Origin of the sequence: Dolomitihabitans soli (assembly GCF_022213955.1) — a bacterium.
Classification (GTDB): Bacteria; Actinomycetota; Actinomycetes; order Streptosporangiales; family Streptosporangiaceae; genus Streptosporangium_A; species Streptosporangium_A soli.
Map to the genome: position 1 here is coordinate 25338 of NZ_JAKNTW010000031.1, position 17933 is coordinate 43270.

Sequence of the window (17933 nt, forward strand, 5' to 3'; positions counted from 1 at the left end):
CGCTGTCAGATGATCTCGCACCTTCGTGATCATCGAATCGTCGGAGCCCCTCCAAGGAGCACTGTGGATCGAAACACCAGGCGATGGCGCATGACCGTCGCCGGCATCCTCGCGGCCGTGGCCTTACCCCTGGCCGCGGGACCGGCCCTCGCCTACGACGACCCGACCGAGCCCGTTCAGGCGAAGACGGAGGCCGAAGTCCTTGAGCAGCTCGACAAGGACGACAAGGCCGTCTACTGGGTCCGGCTGAAGGACCAGGCCAACCTCGTCACCGCCCAGCGGGCCACTGACAAGGTCGCCAAGGGCAAGGCGGTCTATGCGGCCAAGACACAGACGGCCGGGCTCACCCAGAAGAACCTGATCGCGCTGCTCGACCAGGCGCAGGTCGAGTACGAGTCGTTCTGGATCGTCAACATGGTCAAGGTCATCGGCGACACCGCGACGCTGGAGCGGATCGCCGAGCTGCCCGAGGTCGCCGCCATCGAGGCCGACGACGCGATCGCGATCGACATGCCCGAGCCGGGCGAGGACGAGCCCTCGGTCAACGCCGTCGAGTGGAACATCAACGCCGTTAACGCGCCCAAGGTGTGGACCGACCTGGGAGTCAAGGGCGAGGGCATCGTCGTCGCCAACCTCGACTCCGGCGTCGACTACACCCACCCGGCGATCAGTTCCAAGTACCGGGGCCTGAACGCGGACGGCTCCTACAGCCACGCGTACAACTTCTTCGACCCCACCGGTATATGCACCGGCGGTGTCCCGTGTGACAACAACGGCCACGGCACCCACACCATGGGCACCATGGTGGGCGAGACCGCCGCCGACCAGATCGGCGTGGCGCCCGGCGCCAAGTGGATCGCGACCAAGGGCTGCGGCACCTCCAGTTGTGCCCGTGAGCACCTGCTGGCCGCCGGCCAGTGGATCGCCGCGCCCACCGACGCCGACGGGCAGAACCCCCGCCCCGACCTCGCCCCCGACGCGGTGAACAACTCGTGGGGCGCCAACGTGGTTGACCTGTGGTACACGCAGATCGTCGACTCGTGGGTCGCCGCCGGGATCTTCCCGTCCTTCTCCATCGGCAACGCCGGACCCTCCTGCGGCACCGCGGGCAGCCCCGGCGTCTACCAGCAGAGCTACGCCAGCGGCGGGTTCGACAGCGCCGGCAACGTCTACACCAACTCCTCGCGCGGTCCCGGCGTCGACGGCGACATCAAGCCGGACATCTCGGCCCCCGCCGTGAACGTCCGTTCCAGCGTGCCCGGCGGCGGCTACGGGTCCAAGACCGGCACCTCCATGGCGGCGCCGCACACGACCGCCACGGTGGCGCTGATCTGGTCCTACTCTCCCGCGTTGCGCGGCAACCTGGCCGAGACCCAGGCGCTGCTCGACCAGACGGCCCTCGACGTCAACAACGTCACCTGCGGCGGCACGGCAGCGAACAACAACGTCTGGGGTCAGGGCAAACTCGACACCTTCGCGACCGTCTCCATGGCGCCGCACGGCCCGACCGGCATCCTGGCCGGCAAGGCCACCTCGGGTGGCGAGCCCCTCCCCGGCGTGACGCTGACCATCGAGGGTCCGATCAAGCGCACGGTGGCCACCGGCGCCGACGGCACCTACGAGGCCAAGAACCTGTCCGTGGGCGACTACACGATCACGGCCACCAAGTTCGGCTACGAGAAGGTGACGGCGACCGCGACCATCCTGGAGAACCAGACGGTCACCAGGGACACCGCACTGACGGCCGCCCCCTCGGGCAAGGTGAGCGGCACGGTCAAGAGCCGGGCCGGGGTCGCGGCCAACGCCGCCATCACGGTGACGGGAACCCCGGTCACCGCTATCACCGACGACCAGGGCAAGTACGGCCTGACCCTGCCGCTGGGCGACTACAGCCTGGAGCTCTCCTCGCCCGACGACTGCGCCGCGGGCACGACCAAGGCGATCTCGGTCACCGGTGACATCACCGCCGACGTCGATCTGCCCGACCGGCTCGACTCCTACGGCTACGCCTGCACGGCAGGCAAGAAGCCCTGGGTCGAGGGCACCGACCCGGTCACCCTGACCGGTGACAGCGCCACCGCCGTCTTCACCCTGCCGTTCACCTTCAACCTGTACGGCAGGCCGTACACCTCCGGGCGGATCGGCACCAACGGCGGCATCGTGTTCAACGGCACCACGCTGAGCAACTCCAACGTCGCCGTTCCCTCGACCGCCACGCCGAACGCCGCGCTCTACGCCCTGTGGGACGACCTCTACCTGGACGAGGACTCAGCGGTCCGCACCGGGGTCACCGGCACCAGCCCGCACAGGACGTACGTGGTGGAATACCGCAACATCGCCTTCTACACCCCCCGTACGGCCCGGCTCTCCTTCGCGGTGCTGCTGGGTGAGGACGGTTCGATCAGCTTCCGCTACAAGGACGTCGACCCGACGGTCAGCAAGGAGACCGGCGCGGAGGCCACCATCGGCATCGAGAACCACACCGGCACCGTCGCGTTCCAGTACTCGCTGAACAAGCCCGCCCTGTCCGACGGGCTGAGCATCGACTTCAAGCCCACCACGACCGGCATCCTGTACGGCGCGGTCACCAACGCCAACGACGACAAGCCCGTCGCGGGCGCCACAGTGACGGTGAAGTCGGGTGAGACGGTGGCCGGCACCGTGACGACCCTCGCCGACGGCACCTACGCCGCCCAGTACCCGGCCGGGGACTACCAGGTCGAGTTGGCGGCGCCGCACTACGAGACCACGACGAAGTCGGTGACCCTGGAGGGCGCCGGGGTGGGCGAGGGCTCGGCCGCGCTGCGCACCGGCGCGGTGGCGTCCTCGCTCGACAGCCTCGAGGTGGTGGTCCCGGTCGCGCAGACGAGGACCAGGACGCTGGAACTCAGCAACCCCGGCCTCGGCACCACCTTCACCGTCGAGGGCGCCACCCCGTGGCTGACCCTCACCCCGGCCACCGGGAACCTGGCCACCGGCGGCACGACCACGCTGACATTCGGGATCGACACCTCCGCCGCGGCGCGGGGCACGCTCCTGGAGACCACCCTGGTGGTCACGTCGGAAAGCGGCAGGACACCGACGATCAGCATTCCGGTCAAGGTCGTCGTCCCCGCCTACCAGGCCGCCATCGACTCGGCCGCGAACACCTCCAGCGTGGACGCGGCCGGTGACACCTGGTACCAGGATCGGGCCTACTCCACCACCACCGGGGTCGGCTACCTCGGCACTACCTCCACCAAGTCCACCAGCCGCACCATCGCGGGCACCGACAACCAGAAGGCGTACCGCACCAACCGGCAGGGCATGTACGAGTACCGGTTCGACAACGTGCCGAACGGCACCTACACCGTCGAGCTGGGCTTCGCCGAGGTTGAGGGGACCAAGCCCAACAAGCGCGTCTTCGACGTCATGGTCGAGGACACCGAGGTACTGCCCAACCTCGACATCGCGCTGAAGGTGGGCACCTACACCGCGCATAACCGGACCTTCACCACCGAGGTGACCGACGGCCAGCTCAATGTCCGCTTCGTCGGCAGCGCGGGCAAGCCGCTGGTCAACACGATCAGGGTGACCGAGCGCTCCGACAAGTAAGTCCTGATCAGTGATCGGCCGGGGTCCCGTCCGGGGCCCCGGCCTCCTCATGCGCCCCGCGTCATCGTCCGGCAGCCGAACCCGTCGGCGTGGACGTTCAGCTGCGGCGCGGTGCGCCCTACCGGACCGGGTCTTCCCGGCGGCGTCAACGCACCGCGTGAGGCTACGGAGATAAATGCAGAATAGCTTCGTTGCATGTAATCTTGGGGTGAGGCTAGAAGAGCGGAGATACGCCGATGAGCGCCATCTCAACGGACCGGATCGCGGATTCCATCTACGACCGGCTACGCGAGGAGATCTTTGCCGGCGATCTGGCGCCAGGGGCACGGTTGAGCGTTCCCGCGCTCGCCGAACGGCTGGCGGTGAGCCGCAGTCCGGTACGCGAGGCCGTCTTCAGGCTGGTCCAGGACCGGCTGGCCAGCGAGGAGCCGCGCCGGGGCGCGGTGGTCGCGAAGATCGGCGCGCGCGAGCTCGCGGCCATCTATGACGTGCGCGAGGTACTGGAAGGGCTCGCCGCGCGGCTCGCGGTGGAGAACTCCGGGCGCAGGCTGGTCACGGCGCTGCACGACGTGCTCGCCGAGCATGAGCGTGCGGTCCGCGACGGCGACGTCGCGGCCGTCACCGAAGCCGACATGCGTTTCCACGCGCTGATCCGCCAGGCCTCCGGCAACCCCGAGGTCGGCCGCCTTCTGGACGCGGTGCAGACGCAGGTGCGCCTGGCCATGCGCACCACCAGGGTGACGGCCGGTCCCCGGCAGGCCATCGACGACCATCGGGCCATCCTCACCGCGATCGAGTCCGGCGATCCCGCCGCCGCCGAGCTTGCGGCGCGCGCGCACATCTTCCGGCTGCGCAGCGCCTTGCTGCGGCAGGCCGAGGGGGAGTGACCGGAATCGCCGTCGCGGGGCCGCGGTCCCGCGCGAACCGGCGGCCGGAGCGTCACCGGGTATCCGGCACCGCCGGATACCGGTGACGACCATCGTCGGGCGTCAAGTGATGCTGACGCCGAACACCTCGAGCATGGTGTAGATGCCCAGCAGCACGATGCCGACGCTGCTCAGCGCCAGCGCCGCCGTCATCCAGCGGTTCGCCTTGAACCGCTCGTCGACCTCGGTGGCGCGCAGCCGCCAGACCGCGACGGTGACGGCGAGGAGGAAGATCCCGGTCCCGATGGCACCGATCTGCACCATGAGCAGGGGTGACTGGACGAAGAGGTAGAAGACCGCCCACAGAGTGGGCAGGCAGAACGTCAGGATGCGCATCGTCCGCCGCCGGACTCTCGCATCGTTCCAGTCGAGCACCCCCAGGAGGCCGAGTGTGTTGGTCCACAGCCGGGGGACGGCGGCGGCGGAGGCGATGTGGGTGGAGAACAGCACCGCCACGGCACCGACCAGGAACAGGTACTCGGCCCAGGTCCCCAGCGTGTCGGTGTAGATGCGGGAGAGCGTGGTGAGCATCTCGTTCCCCTCGGGGACGAGGCCCTGCGGGTTCAGCACGCTCGCGCCGACCAGATAGAACGACAGCGTGCAGGCCGTACAGATGAGCCAGGACATCAGCACGTCGAGCCGCATCACCCGCAGCCAGCCCTCGGCGCGCCGGGCCCGCTCCTCGGTGCCGTCGTCGGGACCGGTCCAGCGGGCGTACCCCTTCTCCAGGCACCAGTACGTGTAGTTGGTCATGTCGTCGGCCCCGACGCCGGTCGAGCCGAACATCGCCAGAGCCAGCCCGATGGTGCCGGCCGGGATCATGAGGCTCAGCCCGGTCGCGAGCTGCGCGGGACTGTAGGAGAACTCGGTCCACGGCAGGATCAGCGCGATGGAGACGGTGGACAGGGTGAACACCGCCACCGATGCCGTGGTCACCCGCTCCACCATGCTGTACTTGCTGCTCTGCAGGAGCAGGACGGTGACCACCGCGATGATGACCGTCCAGGTGATCAGCGACGGTCCGGACATCGCCGCGCCGGTGATCGGCAGCATGATCGAGCAGGCCGCGGCGGTGGCTCCGATGACACCGCCGCGCTGGAAGTTCTTGGCGATGTCCAGGACGATCCACAGCCAGTTGATCCAGCCCATCCGGCCGATCCTCGGCGGGACCGTGCTGTAGCCGTCCAGCGCCGTCCGCCCGTTGAGAATGGCCCAGCGCGCCAGCTCCAGCTGGATCCACACCTTGACCGTGGCGCCGAAGATCACCAGCCAGAGCAGGACGAACCCGGCGCGGGCCCCCAGGGAGGTGGTGACGATCAGCTCACCGGAGCCCACCACCGAGGCGGACAGGACCAGCCCCGGGCCCAGGTAGCGCAGCCTGCCCGCCAGAGTTCGCGGGGGATCGCGAACGTCCTCGGGCCGTAGCCGGTACGCGTCGTCGAGTTCGGGTTCGTGCACGATTTCTTTCACCATGGCGCGGCTTCCTTTCCGCTCCGTGCGGACACGGGTACGCGTGGGAGGGTGCGGGTCCCGGTCAGTGCGACGGGGACGCGGTCGCGTCGAGGAAGCGCCGGGCGCCGTCGGCCAGGGCGTCGGGATCGCCGGCGAGCGCGCGTTCCCCGAACAGCTGGATGCCGACTCCGACCCCGTCGCATCCCGCGCGCACGCACTCGCCCGCGAGCCGTGCGTCGACACCGCCGGTGGCGAGCATCGGCACATCGGGCAGCGGCCCGCGCAGCTGCCGGATGTAGTCGGCGCCCACGGGGCTGATCGGGAAGACCTTGACCACATCGGCCCCCATCCGGACGGCCTGGACGATCTCGGTCGGGGTGAAGGCGCCGGGGATCGAGACCAGCCCGGCCTCCTTCGTCCGCGTCACCACGGCCTCGTCCACGTTGGGGGAGACCATGAACCGCGCGCCGGCGTCGGCCGCGCGCGAGACGTCGTCCGCGGTGAGCACGGTCCCCGCTCCGATGGGAATCTCGCCGCCGTACTCATCGTGCAGCGCCTTGATCGCCGCCAGCGGCTCGTCCCCGCTCAGCGTGACCTCGAAGAGCCGGATGCCCGCGCGGTGCAGCTCGGCGGTGGCCCGCAGGCACTGCCGTACCGTCTGGCCGCGGTAGATCACCATCACTCGATGCTCTCGGATGGACCGCAGCACGTCGTCAGCCATAGGAATCCCTTCGGGGGGTGGGTGGGGCGGGGGAGCCGGGTCAGAGGTGGCGGCGCGGGACGGCGTGTCCGCGCCGTCCGGCCAGGAAGTCGAAGTCCACCCCGGTATCGGCCTGCCGGACGTGCTGCCGGTACAGCCAGGTGTAGCCGCCCTCGGCGGCGGCGTCCTGCGCGGTGGTCCGGCCGGCTTCAAGGGCGGCCCGGCGGCGGGCGAGTTCGTCCTCCGGGACGTCCATGTCGATCCGGCGGGCCGGAACGTCGAGGATCACGCGGTCGCCGCTGCGGAGCAGGGCGAGCGGCCCGCCCACCGCGGACTCCGGCGCGACGTGCAGGACGACCGTGCCGTACGACGTTCCGCTCATCCGGCCGTCGGTGATCCGGACCATGTCCCGGATCCCGGCGTCCAGCAGCTTCCGGGGAATGGCGAGGTTGCCGATCTCGGGCATGCCGGGGTAGCCGGCGGGGCCCGCGTTGCGCACGACGAGCACGGTCGAGGCGTCCACCGGCAGGTCAGGGGCGTCGGCGCACTCGTGGTACTCCTCGATCGTGTCGAACACCAGGGCGGTACCGGTGTGCTGGAGCAACTCGTCGGACGCGGCCGAGATCTTGATCACGGCGCCGTCGGGCGCGAGGTTGCCGCGCAGGACCGCGGTGTGGCCGCCCGGCGCGCGCAGCGGTTCGGCGCGGGAACGGATCACCTCGCGGCCCCAGTTCTCGGCGTCGGCGGTGTTCTCGCCCAGGGTGCGGCCCGTGACGGTGGCGGCGCCGGTGTGCAGCAGGTCGCCGAGCTCCCGGATCACCGTGGGCAGGCCGCCCGCGTAGGCGAAGTCCTCCATCAGGAAGCGGCCGGAGGGCAGCAGGTCCACCAGCAGCGGGACATCGGCGGCGAGCGCGTCGAAGTCGTCGAGGCACAGGTCGACCTCGGCGCGCCCGGCCATCGCCAGCAGGTGGACGACCGCGTTCGTCGAGCCGCCGATGGCGGCGTTGACCCGGATCGCGTTCTCGAAGGAACGGCGGTCCAGGATCGCGGACGGGGTGAGCCGCTCGTCGACCATCGCGACGATGCGGCTCCCGGCCTGCTCGGCGATGTTGTGCCGGCGGGCGTCGACGGCCGGGACGGCCGCGCTGCCCGGAAGCGAGACGCCCAGCGCCTCGGCCAGGCAGGCCATGGTGGAGGCGGTCCCCATCGTCGTGCAGTGCCCGCTGCTGCGGGACAGGCAGGCCTCGGCCGCGCTGAAGTCGGCGCGGCTCATCCGGCCGGCGCGGAACTCCTCGCTGAACTTCCAGACATGCGTGCCCGATCCCGCGTCCTCACCGCGGAACTTGCCGTTGAGCATCGGCCCGCCGGTCACCATGATCGCCGGCAGGTCCGCGCTGAACGCACCCATGAGCTGGGCGGGAACGGTCTTGTCGCAACCGCCGAGCAGCACCACACCGTCCAGCGGATTGGCGCGCAGGCTCTCCTCGACGTCCATCGCCATGAGGTTGCGGAAGAGCATGGCCGAGGGGCGCATCAGGGTCTCGCCCAGCGACATGGTGGGGAACTCCAGCGGCATGCCCCCGGCCATCAGGACGCCGCGCTTCACCGACTCGGCCACCTGCCGGAGATGCGCGTTGCAGGGTGCGAGGTCCGACCAGCTGTTGCAGATCCCGATCACCGGACGGCCGTCGAACATCGACGATGAGTAGCCCTGGTTGTACATCTTGGACCGGTGTACGAATCCGAGCTTGCCGTCAAGTCCGAACCACGCGGCACTGCGCCGGGCACCGGGCAGGCCCGTCCCATCGTCTGGATTCACCGAGGTTTCCTCACTCGCCTAGAGGATTTACATGCAATTTCACAACATCGCATAAAATTAGCGTCGACTATATGTAGAAGTCAACGGTCCGAGGCGGGGGTCTCGCGCCCTCCGGCCGCCCGCGCGCCGTACTGACGGACTGCTGCGCGGAGGCTCTGGGGCCGTGCCGGCACGGCGTTGTTCAAGCTCAGGCCGGGTCGGAGGCGGACTTTTCCGCACCAGACGGATCCGGGGCAGGCCGGGCGCCGGACGTACTCGTCGCGCGCGAAGGCCCCACCGACGTCCCCGGATGCGTGGGGGAGGATCGGCAGGGCCTGGTGATGTCCGCGTACTACGTTGGTGTCTTCCGCGGGAAGCGCTGCTGTCAGCCGAGCGGTGCGGCGATCTGGATGAGGTCGATGTTCGGTGCGTAGCCGGACGAGGCGTTGGCGAATGTGATCGTGTTCGCGCCCGCCACCAGGTTCACGTCCACGACGGTGGTCCGGTAGTTCGACCAGCCGAGCGTGTTGCGGAAGTAGTGTCGCGTGGCCGTACCGCCGTTGGCCGAGATGTCGGCGTAGCGGTCGACGATGTTGGAGTTGTAGTTGGTCGCGCCCTCGCCCAGTTCGCCGTTGGCGTAGGTGACGACCATGCGGTAGCGGCCCGCGGACGGGACCGTCACGTTGTTGAAGCGGAGCGTGTTGGCTGCGCCCGCGCCGACCCAGCCGACGTAGCGGCCGCCGGAGGCCGCCCCGTCGGCGACGGTCACCGCCGTGCCGCCGAGGGTGTTGCCGGCCGTTTCGGCCTGGTAGGCGGTGATCGCGCCGGTGGCCGCGGTCACGTCCAGGTAGTCGACGTTGATCGCGTCCCGGTCGTCGCTCGCGTAGGCGTTGATGTCGACGCGGTTGATCCCGGCCGTCAGGAAGACCTTGGTGGTGACGGTGTTCCAGGTGTTCCAGTCCGCGGTGCCGGGTAGCGCCACGTCGGTGAGGTCCGTGCCGTTGAGCCGCAGGCGGATCGAACGGGCGGCGGGCGCGCCGCCGTAGGGGCCGGCCGAGTAGCGCAGGGCGAGGGTGAAGTAGCCGTCGTTCGGCGCCGTGACCACGAACTTGGTGCCGGCGTTGGTGCTGGCGCCGTAGCCCTCCGAGAACGAGGTGCCCGAATAGCCGGTGTTGGCGCCATACGTCACCCGTGCCGAACCCGACAACGCCGCGTACTCGGCTTCGTAGCGGGAGGCGGAGGCGGCCGGGGACAGGTCCTTGTCCGGGGTGAGGATCACCTGGTAGGCCGACGTGCCCTTCAGAGCGGTCAGCGGGATCGTGATCTGGCCTCCCGAGACCGCGTAGTCCGCCTCGGCCACCCGGTACGGGCCGCCGGAGGGGTTCAGCCCCGTGGTGTCGACGCCCCACACGGTCGCGTGCACCCGCGAGCCCAGCGCCGTTCCGATGCCCTTGACCACCACGTTCGTGTCGAAGGTGCCGCTCGCCGGGTTATTGCCACCGAAGATCACCCGTGCCTGTTTCTTGGCCGCGTCGTAGGCCGCCAGCCCCTGCAGGCTGCCGCCCGCCGCCGGCGGGGTGACCGCCACCGTCGTGCCGGTCAGCTCGCCGTACCACTTGTACAGCCACCAGCCTCCCGTCGCCTGGTTGTTACGGGTGACCAGGTCGTTCAAGCCGCCCGCCGTCGTCCAGTACGCCAGGCACCCGTCGACCTTGCTGTTCTCGAACCTGGCCACGAACTGCACCAGATTGCCCGGCACCCCCAGGTCGCCCGAGAAGCGGCCGTACTCGTTGATCGTGATCGGGCGCGGGCTGATGCCCAGGCTCGACTCGATCGCGCGGTAGCCGTCGTAGTGGCTCTGCCAGCCGGAGAAGAAGTCGTCGCCCAGTTCGTGCCAGGCCATCACGTCCGGCAGCACGTTGTTGTCGCGCGCGAACGTCAGGAATGCGCGCAGGTCCGCCGAGCGGTAGGAGGAGAAGCCCGGGCCCGCGATGCGGGCGCCCGGGTCGATGGAGCGGATCTTCTGGTGGGCGAGCTTGTAGTCGCCGAGGAAGCGCGTCAGGTCGCCGCGGTACCAGATCAGGTCGGGCTCGTTGAACGGCACGTAGACGTAGGAGGTCCGGTAAGGGTCGGCCACGACCTTCCGCGTCATCGTGTCGATCTTGGCGAGGTAGTCGGTCATGCCGAGGTTCTCGTACGGCCACTCCTTGTAGATGTCCTGCATGTAGATCTGGATCTCGCGGCCGCCCGCCCGCTTGAACATCGGCGCCACTTTGAGCGCATCGCCGTTCGGATGCTGCAGGCCGCCGGGCGCCTTCTGGGCCGTCACCTGGGGTTTCAGTGCGGCCAGCATCGTCTCGTTCGGAATGCCCTCATCGCCCAGCCCGTACAGGAAGCCCGTCGCGCCGTAGCGCAGCGCGCCGGTCTGCGCCGCCAGGTCCACGACCAGTTGGGACGCCGCCGCATGCCCCGGCGTGGCGGGAAGCGCGGCGGTTGCCGCGATCACGGCGATCGCTGCCGCCAGCCAACGTCTGCCTCTCATGCTGTGGTCACCTTTCTGCTGCTGCCCGGACCCCGAGATGCTCATCGTGTGACCGTTCACACAACGCCTGAGTGTGAACGGTCACATGGCCAAGGAAAAGGGGGAGTTACCGGGTTGTTACCCGCGGATGTCGAAGCCGGCGTACTCCTCAAGGTCGTGCCGGCAGCCGTAGAGAGGCACGCAACGGTCTGCACGGAACGTGAGCCGCAGACTCATGCGCCAACGATCATGCCCGGCTCGCGCCCGGCCCTGCGGCCTACCATGTGGTCGTGAGTCCGAATTCCCAGCGCGCGCCTCGCTCCGCCGCCATCCCCAGCATCCGGGACGTCGCCGCGGCCGCGGGCGTCTCCTACCAGACCGTCTCGCGAGTGCTGAACGACTCGCCCCGGGTACGGTCCGAGACGCGAACCGCGGTGCTGGGGGCCATCGAGCGGCTCGGCTTCCGGCCCAGCCGGGCCGCGCGCGCGCTGAGCCTGGGCCGCGCCCGCGGCATCACCGTCGTGACGTCCAACACCGTGCTGTACGGCTACGCCGCGACGCTGCAGGGGATCGAGGAGGCCGCCCGCGCCGAGGGCATGGCCATGGGCATCAGGGTCGTGGAGTCGGCCGAGCCCGCCGAGGTGAAACAGACTGTCGACTACGTCAGCGACGCCAGCGCCGGCGGCGTGGTGGTGATCGCGTTCGACCCGATGGGCACCGCGGTGCTGGAGGCGCTGCCGGAGCATGTGCCCGCCGTCGCGGCGGCCGAGCCGGCCGCGCCCGACCGGGGGAGGGTGGCGATCGCGCTGGACGAGCGCCGCGCCGCCGCGGATGCCACCGAGCACCTGCTGGCGCTGGGCCATCGCACCGTGCACCACGTGGCGACCCCGTCCGAGGGCCGCTCCAGCGGCCGGCAGGCGGGCTGGCGCGACGCGCTGGAGCGAGCAGGCGTCGAGGTCCCCGAGGTGCTGAGCTGCGGCTGGGACATCGGCTCGGCCTACGCGGCCGGGCAGTGGCTGTCCACGCAGGCGCGGACTACGGCCATCCTGTGCGGTAACGACGACATCGCCCAGGGCGTGCGCCGCGCGTTGTACGACGCCGGCAAGGATGTTCCCGGCGATGTGAGCATCGTCGGTTTCGACGACATCCCGGGTTCGGCGTACTGGACTCCCGCGCTGACCACCGTGCGGATGGACTTCGCCGGGCTGGGTCAGGCCTGCTATCGGGCGGCCGTGGCGGAGTTGACGGGGCAGGCGCAGCCCGTGCCCGTTCTCGTGCCGCCGAGCCTCGTGCTGCGCGAGTCCACCGCACCACCGCCGAGTGCCTGAATGCCGCATTTTCCACATCTGTGCGTAACGATCCGGCAAAGAGCTCTTCCCCTTGTGTCGTGTGGCCGCTCACACTGTCGCCATTGATGTGACCGGTCACACCCGCGGATGCCACGTGGCCGGTGCCGCCGTCTTACGAGGAGAGCCGTGATTCCTGCTGACGCCGTCGAGACCCTGCACTGGGGGCACGCAGGCCTCGCCGCCGTGCTGGAGATCCATCCAGATCGCCCGGTGGTGCTGCGCGAGCTGTCGGCGGGGTCACCGGCGCCGCGGGCCCGGGTGTCGCAACCGCTGGTGGAGATACTCACGCCCGGCGAAGGCCGGGCCAGAGCCTCGCAGCGGTTGTCGGAGACGGCGCTGGGCTGCCGCCTGCGCTACGCGGGCGCCGACCAGTCCAGCACCGGCGACTGGCATGAGCTGCGCGTCCGCATGCGCGACGAGGCGTCCAGGCTCGACGTGGAACTGCTCTTGCGTTCTCACGACGGAGTACCGGCCGTGCAGGCTCAGGTCCAGGTGACCAACGGCGGCGACGAGCCGGTCCTGCTCCTCGCCGTCACCTCCTTCGCCGCGGCCTTCCTGGGACGGCCGGTGAGCGAGCTCGACATCCTGCACGCCGACAGCGAATGGCTGGGCGAGAACCGCTGGACCAGACAGCCGCTGAGCGAGCACGTCGCCGACCTCGCCCTGGCCGGGCACGGCCAGCACGGGCGCGGCGCCTTCGCGCTGACCAGCTCCGGCACCTGGTCCAGCGGGCAGCACGTGCCGATGGGCGGGCTGACCGACCGGCGCACCGGCCAGACCTGGCTGTGGCAGATCGAGCACAACGGCCCCTGGCGCTGGGAAGCCGGAGATCGGCTGGACGGCGCCTACGTCGCCCTGTCGGGACCGACCGACATCGACCACCAGTGGAGCGAACTGCTCACTCCCGGGAAGTCGTTCACGACCGTGCCCGTCTCCATCGCCGTCTCCGGCGACGGCGTGGAGGCCGCCGCGGCGGCCCTGACCGCACACCGCCGCGCACTGCTGCGCCCCCACCCCGACCGGGCCGCGCTACCAGTCGTGTTCAACGACTACATGAACACGCTGATGGGCGACCCGACGACGGACAAGCTCCTGCCCCTCATCGACGCCGCGGCGGCGACCGGGGCGGAGGTCTTCTGTGTCGACGCCGGCTGGTACGACGACGACGGCGACTGGTGGGACAGCGTCGGAGAGTGGCAGCCCTCCCAGACCCGCTTCCCCCGCGGGCTGCAGGAGGTCCTGGCCCGCATCGCCGGCCACGGCATGACCGCCGGTCTCTGGCTGGAACCCGAGGTGATCGGCGTGCGCAGTCCGATGGCCGACAAACTGCCCGCCGAGGCGTTCCTCCAGCGCGGCGGCGTGCGCGTCACCGAACACGGCCGCTACCACCTGGACCTGCGCCACCCGGCCGCCGTCGCCCACCTCGACCAGGTGGTGGACCGGCTGGTGGGAGAGCTCGGCGTCGGCTACTTCAAGCTCGACTACAACATCAACCCCGGCGCGGGCACCGACCAGGACGCCACCTCCGTCGGCGCCGGCCTGCTCGCCCACAACCGGGCCCACCTGGCCTGGCTGGACGGAGTCCTGGACCGGCACCCCCACCTCGTGCTGGAGAACTGCGGCTCCGGCGCGATGCGCATGGACTACGCGCTGCTGACCCGCCTGCAGTTGCAGTCCACCAGCGACCAGCAGGACTTCCTGCGCTACCCGCCGATCGCGGTCGCCGCACCGCTGGCCCTGTTGCCCGAGCAGGCCGCCAACTGGGCCTACCCCCAGCCCGGAATGACGGACGAGGAGATCGTCTTCACCCTGTGCACCGGCATCCTGGGCCGCCTCTACCTGTCCGGCAACCTGCACCGGATGAGCGGCCCCCAGCTCGACCTGGTCAAGGACGGAGTCCGGCGCCACCAGAGCCTTCGCGCCGACCTGACCCGGGCGACGCCGTGCTGGCCGCTCGGCCTGCCCGGCTGGGACGACCCCTGGCTCGCCCTCGGCCTGCGCACCGAGGAGAGTACGCACGTGGGCATCTGGCGACGGCCGCCCGCACCGCAGGGCGCCGTCCTGTCACTTCCCCACCTCGCCGGCCACGACCTGCACGTCGAGACGGCCTACCCCGCCGAGCCGGGCGGCTGGTCGTACGAGTGGAACCCGCAGCAGGCCGAGCTGACCCTCACCAGCACCGTCTCCGGGCCAAGCGCTCGCATCCTCCGGCTCCGCCCGCTCTGACCCCCCCGACCCCTCTGACCCTTCGACGAAGGACATCACCGTGAGCCTCGCACCACGCGCCCTCACCTCGATCGCCGTCGCGGCGACCGCACTCGCAGCCCTTGCCGCCTGCAGCGACCCCGCCTCCGGACCCGCGATGCCGCCCACGGCCGGCGCCGCCACGGCCTGGCCCTCACCCACCACCCGGCTGGACGGTGTCACGCTCACCATCTGGGCCGCCCAGAACAGCAACACCATGCCCAAGCAGGTGACCGACGCCTTCACCCAGGCCACCGGCGCCAAGGTCGAGGTCGTCACCATCCCCGACCCGTACGAGCAGGGCGTGCAGACAAAGGTGGCCACCGGCGACAAGCCGGACCTGGCCTTCTGGCAGCCGACGGCGTCGATGCTCACCGCCCTCAACGCCCGCGCCAACCTTCAGCCGCTCGACGGCGCCCCCTGGATCTCCTCCCTGTCGCCCGAGCTGCGCGACATCACGGGCCTGCTGGGCAAGACCCGGTACGCCGCCCTCGTCACCAGTCCCGCCGTCGAGGGCGTCTACTACAACAAGGAGGTGTTCGCGGCCAACGGCGTCGAGCAGACACCGAAGAACTTCGACGAACTGGTCGAACTCGCCCGCACGCTCAAGGGCAAGGGCGTCACCCCCTTCTTCGAGATGGCCGGAGACAAGTGGGCCACCCAGTGGTGGGTGCAGGTCCAGCTCGCCGACGCCGCCCGCGACGGGCTGTGGGAGCGGGTCAACACCGGTAAGGAGACGTTCGAGGACAAGACGATCCTGGACGCGATCAAGAAGTACCGGGCGCTGATCGACGAAGGCCTGTTCAACGCCGATATCAAGACCGCGAAGTTCGAGGATCAGGGCGAGGCGCTGCTGTCCGGCAAGGCCGCCATGGCCGTACAGGTGAACTCGTTCTTCGGCCAGCTCCAGGCCAAAGCCGACACCGCGACCCTGGACAAGAAGATCGGCTTCTTCCCGATCTCCCCATCGGGCAACGTCGGGACCTTCATCCCCGACCAGTCCAACGCATTGGTCGCCTTCCGCACCGGTGACGCCAAGCGGGAAACCGCCGCCCGGCAACTGCTCGCGTACTGGATGGGCCCCGGCTACGCCGGCTTCGCCGCCGACCGTAAGACCGTCTCGTTGCGCGCCGACGTGCCCACCCCCGACGGAGTGCCGCAGGCGCTGGCCGACGTGCACGCCTCGCTAGGCCAGGCGGTCGGCTCGATGCAGGCGCTGGCCGTGGCCAACCCCGACCTGTACCTCAACCTGGCCGACATGATCACCGGCAGCCTGACGCCCGAGCAGGTGGCCGCCGCCACCCAGAAGCAGTTCGCCCAGCTCGCCAAGGCGGCCGGAGCCACCGGCTTCTGACTTCGTCCCGCCGGCGGGAGGCAGCCGCCTCCCGCCGCCCACACCACCGAGGAGCCGTCCGTGCCGCCCGGTCAGGAGACGCTCACCCGCCCATCCACCGAACGCCGCGCCCCCGCCCGACGGCGCACGCCCGTGAAGATCGGGCAGAACCGAACCCATCCGATGTGGTTCCTGGCGCCGGCCTTCGCGATCCTGTTCGTCTTCTTCTTCCTGCCGACGCTGTTCAACTTCATCTACGCCTTCACCGACTGGTCCAGCTTCAAAAGCGACATCCGCCCCGTGGGCTTCGACAACTTCAGCTACCTGCTGTCGGACGGAACGCTGTTCAGCGCGCTGCGCATCACCGTCGTCTACGCCGCCCTGGTCGCGTTGTTCCAGAACTTGTTCGGCTTCGGCCTGGCCGTACTGCTGGAGAAGGACACCTGGCTCAACCGGGTGGCACGCCTGTTCTTCCTCATCCCCGTCCTCATGTCCGCCCTGGCCGTCGGCTATATCTTCCAAGCCCTGCTCAAGCCGGACGGCAGCCTCAACGACCTGCTGTCGGCGCTGACCGGGCAGCAGGTGAACATCGCCTGGCTGGGCAGCACCACCTGGACCCTCGTCCTGGCCGCGATCATCCACGCCTGGAAATGGATGGGCCTGTCCATGCTCATCTACCTCGCCGGGCTCAAAACCGTGCCCGAGGACGTCACCGAGGCCGCCAAGATGGACGGCGCGTCCAGCTGGCAGGCATTCTGGTCGATCCGCTTCCCGCTGCTCGCCCCCGCCATCACCTTCAACGTCGCCACCGCGCTGCTCGGCTCGATGAACGGCTTCGACATCGTCCAGGCGCTCACCGGCGGCGGCCCCGCGCGCAGCACGGAGATCCTCAACATCTTCATCTACCGCACCTTCGGCCAGGGCCTGTTCGCCCAGGCCACCACCATGAGCCTGGTCCTGTTCCTCATGGTCGCCCTGCTGGCCTTCCCGGTCATCCGCATTCTGCGCAAGAGGGAGCAGATCCTGTGACCGTCCCCGTCTTCGGCGCCCCCGCCCGGCACCGCGTCCCGGTGCACCGCCCACGCGGCCTCGCCGCCCGGTTGCGGCCCTTCGCCGTCGTCGCCCTCGTCGTGCTGGTCATGGGCGTGCCGTTGTGGCTGGTCGTCGTGACCGCCGCCAAGTCGCAGAGCGAAGCCCTGTCCCCGGACCTGTCCCTGCCCTCGCACTGGCACCTGTGGGACAACCTGGCCCAGGTATGGCAGCAGGGCGAGATCCCGGGCGCCTTCCTCGGCAGCCTGCTGGTCGTCGCGCCGTCGGTGGCCCTGGTGCTGACGCTCGGCTCGATGGCGTCCTGGATCCTCGCCCGGCGTGCCGGCAGGATTAATGCCGTGCTGTACGCGCTGGCCATAAGCGGCATCGTGCTGCCGCCCGCCGTCATCACGATCGTGCTCCTGCTGCGCCAGCTCGGCCTGGCCGGCAGCCCTGCCGGCATGATCGGCGTCTACGTCGGCATCTACCTGTCCACGGTCATCTTCTTCGTGACCGGCTTCGTGCGCACCGTGCCGCTGTCGCTGGAGGAGGCCGCCCGCATGGACGGCGCGGGCCCGGTGCGGGTGTTCGTCTCCGTCATCCTGCCCCTGCTGCGCCCGGTGCTGGCCACCGCGACCATCCTCATCTGCCTGTACGTCTGGAACGACGTCTTCTACGCCTTCTTCGTCGTCGGCGGGCGCCTGGACACGCTGCCGCTGAACCTCTTCCAGGTCGCCAACGCCGGCCTCTACCTCAACAACTGGCACCTGATCTTCGCTTACATCATCCTGATGAGCCTCCCCCTGCTGATCGTCTTCGCCGTCGCCCAACGAAAGATCATCTCCGGCATCACCGGGGGCGCCGTGAAGTGAACCCGGCCTCTCCGATCCATCCGAGCGCGTGGCGCTGGTTCCCTGAGCACTCTGACGGGTGTGGGGCCATCGGAAACAGCACCGGCAGACGGGGTGCGTCGCGGTGGCGGCTGGG

General features: G+C 69.8%; 11 protein-coding genes. 7 read left to right on the forward strand and 4 right to left on the reverse strand.

Annotation, left to right across the window (positions count from 1 at the left end; all coding sequences use genetic code 11):
* Nucleotides 1-63: 63 nt before the first annotated feature.
* On the forward strand, nt 64-3594 hold the full coding sequence (locus MBA17_RS39130; protein WP_238502757.1) for a S8 family serine peptidase: 3531 nt from the start codon (nt 64-66) through the stop codon (nt 3592-3594).
* Nucleotides 3595-3830: 236 nt separating this feature from the next.
* Nucleotides 3831-4481: a GntR family transcriptional regulator gene (locus MBA17_RS39135; RefSeq protein WP_238502758.1), complete on the forward strand. Its 651-nt coding sequence runs from the start codon at nt 3831-3833 to the stop codon at nt 4479-4481.
* A gap of 102 nt (nt 4482-4583) precedes the next feature.
* Here the strand turns inward: MBA17_RS39135 and MBA17_RS39140 are convergent, their stop codons facing one another.
* The 4 genes from MBA17_RS39140 to MBA17_RS39155 all read right to left on the reverse strand — a co-directional run bounded on the left by MBA17_RS39140 (nt 4584) and on the right by MBA17_RS39155 (nt 11012).
* A complete protein-coding gene (locus MBA17_RS39140) occupies nt 4584-5993 on the reverse strand; it encodes an Nramp family divalent metal transporter (RefSeq protein WP_238502759.1) in 1410 nt (469 codons plus the stop codon).
* Nucleotides 5994-6054: 61 nt separating this feature from the next.
* Nucleotides 6055-6693, reverse strand: a complete 639-nt coding sequence (locus MBA17_RS39145) for a bifunctional 4-hydroxy-2-oxoglutarate aldolase/2-dehydro-3-deoxy-phosphogluconate aldolase (RefSeq protein ID WP_238502760.1) — start codon at nt 6691-6693, stop codon at nt 6055-6057.
* Between the two features lie 40 nt (nt 6694-6733).
* A complete protein-coding gene (locus MBA17_RS39150; RefSeq protein ID WP_238502761.1) occupies nt 6734-8491 on the reverse strand; it encodes an IlvD/Edd family dehydratase in 1758 nt (585 codons plus the stop codon).
* Between the two features lie 364 nt (nt 8492-8855).
* On the reverse strand, nt 8856-11012 hold the full coding sequence (locus MBA17_RS39155) for a carbohydrate-binding protein (protein WP_238502762.1): 2157 nt from the start codon (nt 11010-11012) through the stop codon (nt 8856-8858).
* A 269-nt stretch (nt 11013-11281) separates the two neighbouring features.
* Here MBA17_RS39155 and MBA17_RS39160 point away from each other — a divergent pair, with 269 nt between their 5' ends.
* The 5 genes from MBA17_RS39160 (at nt 11282) to MBA17_RS50740 (ending at nt 17818) form a co-directional block, all read left to right on the forward strand.
* Nucleotides 11282-12319, forward strand: coding sequence for a LacI family DNA-binding transcriptional regulator (locus tag MBA17_RS39160; protein WP_238502763.1), 1038 nt, complete (start codon nt 11282-11284; stop codon nt 12317-12319).
* Between the two features lie 147 nt (nt 12320-12466).
* Nucleotides 12467-14566 (forward strand): alpha-galactosidase, encoded by a 2100-nt coding sequence (locus MBA17_RS39165; RefSeq protein ID WP_238502764.1) that lies wholly within the window; start codon nt 12467-12469, stop codon nt 14564-14566.
* A 40-nt stretch (nt 14567-14606) separates the two neighbouring features.
* The gene (locus MBA17_RS39170; protein WP_238502765.1) at nt 14607-15938 is read left to right on the forward strand and encodes an ABC transporter substrate-binding protein; all 1332 of its coding nucleotides are present in this window, start codon (nt 14607-14609) and stop codon (nt 15936-15938) included.
* A gap of 60 nt (nt 15939-15998) precedes the next feature.
* Nucleotides 15999-16946: a carbohydrate ABC transporter permease gene (locus MBA17_RS39175; RefSeq protein WP_238502766.1), complete on the forward strand. Its 948-nt coding sequence runs from the start codon at nt 15999-16001 to the stop codon at nt 16944-16946.
* Entirely contained in the window at nt 16943-17818 is an 876-nt protein-coding gene (locus tag MBA17_RS50740; protein ID WP_238502767.1) for a carbohydrate ABC transporter permease, read from the forward strand. The genes MBA17_RS39175 and MBA17_RS50740 overlap by 4 nt, the downstream gene beginning before the upstream one ends.
* The last annotated feature ends 115 nt before the right edge of the window (nt 17819-17933 follow it).

What these genes read in the sequence shown, in the direction of transcription:
- MBA17_RS39155 (WP_238502762.1), bottom strand. Translation starts at nt 11,012, where the DNA reads ATGAGAGGCAGACGTTGGCTGGCGGCAGCGATCGCCGTGATCGCGGCA.
- MBA17_RS39145 (WP_238502760.1), bottom strand. Translation starts at nt 6,693, where the DNA reads ATGGCTGACGACGTGCTGCGGTCCATCCGAGAGCATCGAGTGATGGTG.
- MBA17_RS39135 (WP_238502758.1), top strand. Translation starts at nt 3,831, where the DNA reads ATGAGCGCCATCTCAACGGACCGGATCGCGGATTCCATCTACGACCGG.
- MBA17_RS39140 (WP_238502759.1), bottom strand. Translation starts at nt 5,993, where the DNA reads ATGGTGAAAGAAATCGTGCACGAACCCGAACTCGACGACGCGTACCGG.